Here is a 4,840-nt window from a genome sequence, read left to right on the forward strand (position 1 = left end):
GCGGGCGGCGTCGTGGCTGCCGATCACCCAATTGGGCCAGCCCCAGGCGGGCAGCGACGCCTCGTACTCGGCGATGGTGCGCCGCACCGCGCCCGCCGCCCACGCGCCCTCGATCAGCGCGAAGTTGAACGGCAGGTGCACTTCCGGCCGCTCGGGCGTGCCGAACCAGCGGGCGAGGCGGTCGTTGGGCAGGAAGATCTCGCCGATCAGCACGCGGCCTCCATACGAGTCGGCGAGGGCGCGCATCTCGCTGGCGATCGCATGCGCCTCGGGCTGGTCGGTGGAATGGTGCTGGAGCACGCGGTCGCGCTCGCCCAGTTGCGGCCCCCAGGCCGGGTTGGGCGGGTTGTCGGGGAAGTCCGCCGCCTTGACGATGTGCCACAGCACGTCGATCCGGAAGCCGTCGACGCCGCGATCGAGCCAGAAGCGCAACGCGTCCAACATCGCCGCCTTTACTGCCGGGTTGCGCCAGTTGAGGTCGGGCTGCTGCTTCAGAAAGGCGTGGAGATAATATTGGCCGGTGCCGGCGTTCCATGCCCAGGCCGAGCCGCCGAAGTCGCTGACCCAATTGTTCGGCGGCCCGCCACCCGGCGCGGGATCGCGCCAGATATACCAGTCGCGCTTGGGGTTCGTGCGCGACGAGCGGCTCTCGACGAACCAGGGGTGCTGGTCGGACGAGTGGTTGGGGACGAAGTCGAGCAGCAGCCTGAGGCCGCGCGCGTGAGCGGCGGCGAGCAGCCGGTCGAACGCCGCCAGCGTCCCGAACACCGGCGCCACGCCCGTATAGTCGGCGACGTCGTAGCCGAAATCCGCCATCGGCGACGGGAAGATCGGCGACAGCCACAGCGCGTCGACGCCCAGGCCCGCCAGATAGTCGAGCCGATGCTCGATGCCGGGCAGGTCGCCGACGCCGTCGCCGTCCGTGTCCGCGAACGAGCGCGGATAGACCTGATAGACGACGCCGGTCTCCCACCAGGGCGGCGCGCTCATGCCGCGACGTCCGCCAACGCGAGGCGCCGATCGGGCAGGCGCATGACCAGTGCGGTGACGAGCGCCAGCGCCGACAGCGCGGTGACGTACCAGGCGAACCCGGCCTCGTGCCCCGCCCGCTTGAAACCGAGCGCGACGCTCTCGGCGGTGCCGCCGAACAACGCGTTGCCGATCCCGTAGGACAGGCCGACGCCCAGCGCGCGGACATGGACGGGGAACAGCTCCGCCTTGAACAGCCCGCCGACCGAGGTGTAGATCGCGTTGACGGTCAGCCCCGCCAGCACCAGCACGAATGCCGCGCCGCCGCTGGTGACGTGCGCCAGCGCGCCGAGTAGCGGCACGGTGCTGCCGGTCGCCAACGCGCCGAAGGCGACCAGGTTGACGCGGCGACCCCAGCGATCGGCGAGCGCGCCGAACAGCGGCTGCATCGCCGCGAACGGAATCAGCGCCGCCGTCATCACCAACGTCGCGCGCGTCGGCGACAGGCCGGCGGTGAGGACCAGGAACTTCTGCATGTACGTGGTGTAGGTATAGAAGACGACGCTGCCGCCCGCGGTGAGCCCGATCACCGCCAGCACGGCGCCACCGTGCGGGACGAGCGCGCCCAGCTCGCCTGCCCGTCCATGCCGCCGCTCGGGCGGGGCCGTCTCGGGCAGGTGGCGGCGCGCGAACACGAACAGCGCGGCGGCGATCGCGCCGCCGGCGAAGGCGATCCGCCAGCCGATCCTGGCCATCGCCGCCCCGCCCAACAGCCACTGAAGCAGCAGCACGGTGACGGTCGCGAGCAGCTGGCCGCCGATCAGCGTGACGTATTGGAACGAGCCCCAGAAGCCGCGCCGTTCGGGAGTTGCCACCTCGCTGAGATAGGTCGCCGCCGTGCCATATTGCCCGCCGGTCGAGAAACCCTGCGCCATCCGGCCCACCAGCAGCAGCGCGGGCGCGAGCGCGCCGACCCGGCGATAGGTCGGCAGCAGCGCGATGCCGAGCGAGCCCGCGCCCATCATCATCACCGACACGATCATCGCCCGGGCGCGCCCGTGCCGGTCGGCGTAGCGGCCGAAATACCAGCCGCCGATCGGGCGGACCAGGAACCCCATGGCGAAGATGCCGCTGGTCGCGAACAGCTGCGCGAGCCGATCGGATTTGGGGAAGAAGGCCGGGGAGAAGTAGAGCGCGGTGAAGGCGTAGACGTAGAAATCATACCATTCGACCAGGTTGCCCGCCGACCCGGCGAGCACCGCGCGGACGCGCTGGGCGGTGGTGAGGTAGGGCATCGGCCAGCGCCTTACGGCAGCAGTTCCCCGCGGGCGGCGACCAGCACCTCATACCATTGTGCCCGCGTCCATTGGACCTTGAAGGCGTCGGCGGCCTCCGCGAGGCGCCAGGCGCGTTGCGTGCCGACGATCGGGATCGGGCGCGCCGGGTGTGCTATCATCCACGAATAGGCGACGGCCGCGCGGCTGACGCCGCTGTCGCGGGCGCGGTGATCGAGCGCGTCCGCCACCGCCTGCGCGCGCGGGTCAGCCGGGCTGCCCAGCCGGCCGCCACCGAGCGGCGACCAGGCGAGCACGGCCAGATCGCGCTCCATCGCCAGATCGAACAACCCGTCGTGCATCGGCCCGAGATGGAGCGGCGAGAATTCGGGCTGGATCGACGCGAGCGGCGCGGACAGGAAGGATTGCAGCGCGGTCGTCTGGTGGCGCGTGTAGTTGGAGACGCCGATCGCGCCGACCTTGCCGCTCGCCACCAAATTGTCCAGCGTCCGCGCCATCTCCTGCGGATGCGTCAGAATATCGGGCCGGTGGATCTGGTACAGCTCGACCCGCTCGACGCCCAGGCGCGCGAGCGACGCGTCGAGCGCGGCGGTCAGATAGTCGGCGCCGCTGTCATACGGCACCGACGGCGCGATCCCGCCCTTGGTGGCCAGCACCATGCGCTCGCGGAGCGCCGGCGCCTCGGCCAGCACCTGCCCGAGCAGCCGCTCCGCCTCGCCGAAGCCGGGGCCGTCGACCCCGTAGACATCGGCCGTGTCGAACAACGTGATCCCCGCCGCGAACGCCGCTTCCACCAGCGCGCGCGCCTCGGCGACCGGGCGCCCGGCAAAGCGCCACATGCCCCAGGCGAGCGGCGAGACGCCGATCCCACTCTGGCCCAGCGGGCGCGGATCGGGCGAGACGAGGGGATCGGTCATACCCGGCGGGGTAGGACCGTGCACCGGGGCAGGCAAGCCCGCTCAGGCCGGTGCCGATCCCACGCCAGCACGCCCGTGCCCAAGCCAGCCAGCACCGCGAACGGCGTCCCGATCGGGACCCGGGTCAGGACCTCGATCCCCGGCCCGTCGCCGCCCGCCAGCACCGACGCCGACAGCCCGAGCAGCATCACGAGGCAGGCGGCCGCGAGCGGGAGCATCGGGCGCACGACCATCGCCACGCGCGTGGCGCCAGCGGCATCGATCGACAGCCAGGTCCGGCTTACTCGATTCAGCGATGAGGTCGTCGCCTGGCCACGATAGCGACCCTCCAGCAGGCTCCGAAAGCGGACAAGACGCGGCCGCGCGGCCCCTCAGAACCGATACAATGCCGTCATGCGCAACAGCTGGTTCATCTCCGGGCCGCGCCCGCGGCGCAGGTCGCCGTCGATGCGGGCGTGGTTGATCCGGCCGATGCGATCCGGCCCTTGCGTCATCTTGCCCTTCATGAACCCCGCGTCGATGCCGAACGACAGGCCCTCTTCCACCGGCTTGCCAAAGCCGAACATGAGGGCGGGCGTCATCCGCCGGCTCATCCGCATGCCCGGCACGCGGAACGCGGGGAGCAGCAGCTGCGCTTCGGGGGTCGTCAGGTGCGGGCGACCGGTGCGGCCGAACAGCCGTGGCCCTGCTCCGAAGTGAAACGAGCCGCCCGCGAACGGGAACAGATTGACCATCGTATTGCCGAAGCCGGTGGCGAGCATCGATTGCGGATCGTCGAGCCGGAAGCGGTGATTGGCCGGCGCGATCACCGTCGGCAGCCGGAAGTCCTGCGCGCGCGTCGCCGCCGCGGTGGGCAGGGTCACCGTCACGGCCGGCCCGGCCAGCGCCGGACCAGCCAATCCGACCGTCACCATCGCAAGCAAATGCCGCATGATCGCCCCCGACCAGGATGTTGAGCCAGCCGTCCACCGACGTGGTTGACGGTATATGGCACAAGGTAACGTTCGCGTCACCTAAAATGGCGTGAACGGTGCGACGAATGGTGCCGAAACGGCGCCAAACCCATGCGGCTGGCGTCAGCCGGACACACGCCCTAGGACCGCTCCATCCATCATCACCAGGACCGTTCCATGGGCTTCCGCTGCGGCATCGTCGGGCTGCCGAACGTCGGCAAATCGACCCTTTTCAATGCATTGACGCAGACCGCCGCCGCGCAGGCGGCCAATTACCCCTTCTGCACGATCGAGCCCAATGTCGGCAACGTCGCCGTGCCGGACGACCGTCTCGTCAACCTCGCCGCGCTGGCCCAGTCGGCGAAGGTGGTGGAGACGCAGCTCGGCTTCGTCGACATCGCCGGGCTGGTGCGCGGCGCGTCCAAGGGCGAGGGGCTCGGCAACCAGTTCCTCGCCAACATCCGCGAGGTCGACGCGATCGTCCATGTGCTGCGGTGCTTCGCCGACGACGACGTCACGCATGTCGAGGGCGTCGTCGATCCGGTCGCGGATGCCGAGACGGTGGAGACCGAGCTGATGCTCGCCGACCTCGACAGCCTGGAGAAGCGCGTCCCTGCCCTCGTCAAGAAGGCCGCGCAGGGCGACAAGGAGGCCAAGGCCGCCGCGCAGGTGCTCGGCCGCGCGCTCGACCTGCTGCGCGCCGGCC

Annotated in this window: 6 protein-coding genes; 1 reads left to right on the forward strand and 5 read right to left on the reverse strand. The window is 70.7% G+C overall.

Going from position 1 to position 4,840, the window contains the following annotated elements:
• From HUU95_RS08515 to HUU95_RS08535, 5 genes are all read right to left on the reverse strand, one after another.
• Positions 1-990 (reverse strand): alpha-amylase family glycosyl hydrolase (locus HUU95_RS08515; protein ID WP_254602697.1); only part of this gene is annotated, 990 nt, incomplete at its 3' end.
• Positions 987-2,264 (reverse strand): MFS transporter, encoded by a 1,278-nt coding sequence (locus HUU95_RS08520; protein ID WP_174279728.1) that lies wholly within the window; start codon positions 2,262-2,264, stop codon positions 987-989. The genes HUU95_RS08520 and HUU95_RS08515, both read right to left, overlap by 4 nt.
• Positions 2,265-2,275: 11 nt before the next feature.
• On the reverse strand, positions 2,276-3,181 hold the full coding sequence (locus HUU95_RS08525; protein ID WP_174279729.1) for an aldo/keto reductase: 906 nt from the start codon (positions 3,179-3,181) through the stop codon (positions 2,276-2,278).
• Positions 3,178-3,408, reverse strand: coding sequence for a hypothetical protein (locus HUU95_RS08530; protein ID WP_174279730.1), 231 nt, complete (start codon positions 3,406-3,408; stop codon positions 3,178-3,180). The genes HUU95_RS08525 and HUU95_RS08530 overlap by 4 nt, the downstream gene beginning before the upstream one ends.
• A gap of 144 nt (positions 3,409-3,552) precedes the next feature.
• The gene (locus tag HUU95_RS08535; RefSeq protein ID WP_174279731.1) at positions 3,553-4,113 is read right to left on the reverse strand and encodes a hypothetical protein; all 561 of its coding nucleotides are present in this window, start codon (positions 4,111-4,113) and stop codon (positions 3,553-3,555) included.
• Positions 4,114-4,311: 198 nt separating this feature from the next.
• Between HUU95_RS08535 and HUU95_RS08540 the strand changes: the two genes are divergently transcribed.
• The coding region (locus tag HUU95_RS08540; protein ID WP_174279732.1) for a GTPase at positions 4,312-4,840 on the forward strand (529 nt) is incomplete at its 3' end.

This window comes from Sphingomonas bacterium, from assembly GCF_903643065.1.
GTDB lineage: Bacteria > Pseudomonadota > Alphaproteobacteria > Sphingomonadales > Sphingomonadaceae > Sphingomonas.

What these genes read in the sequence shown, in the direction of transcription:
- HUU95_RS08520 (WP_174279728.1), bottom strand. Translation starts at nt 2,264, where the DNA reads ATGCCCTACCTCACCACCGCCCAGCGCGTCCGCGCGGTGCTCGCCGGG.
- HUU95_RS08525 (WP_174279729.1), bottom strand. Translation starts at nt 3,181, where the DNA reads ATGACCGATCCCCTCGTCTCGCCCGATCCGCGCCCGCTGGGCCAGAGT.
- HUU95_RS08535 (WP_174279731.1), bottom strand. Translation starts at nt 4,113, where the DNA reads ATGCGGCATTTGCTTGCGATGGTGACGGTCGGATTGGCTGGTCCGGCG.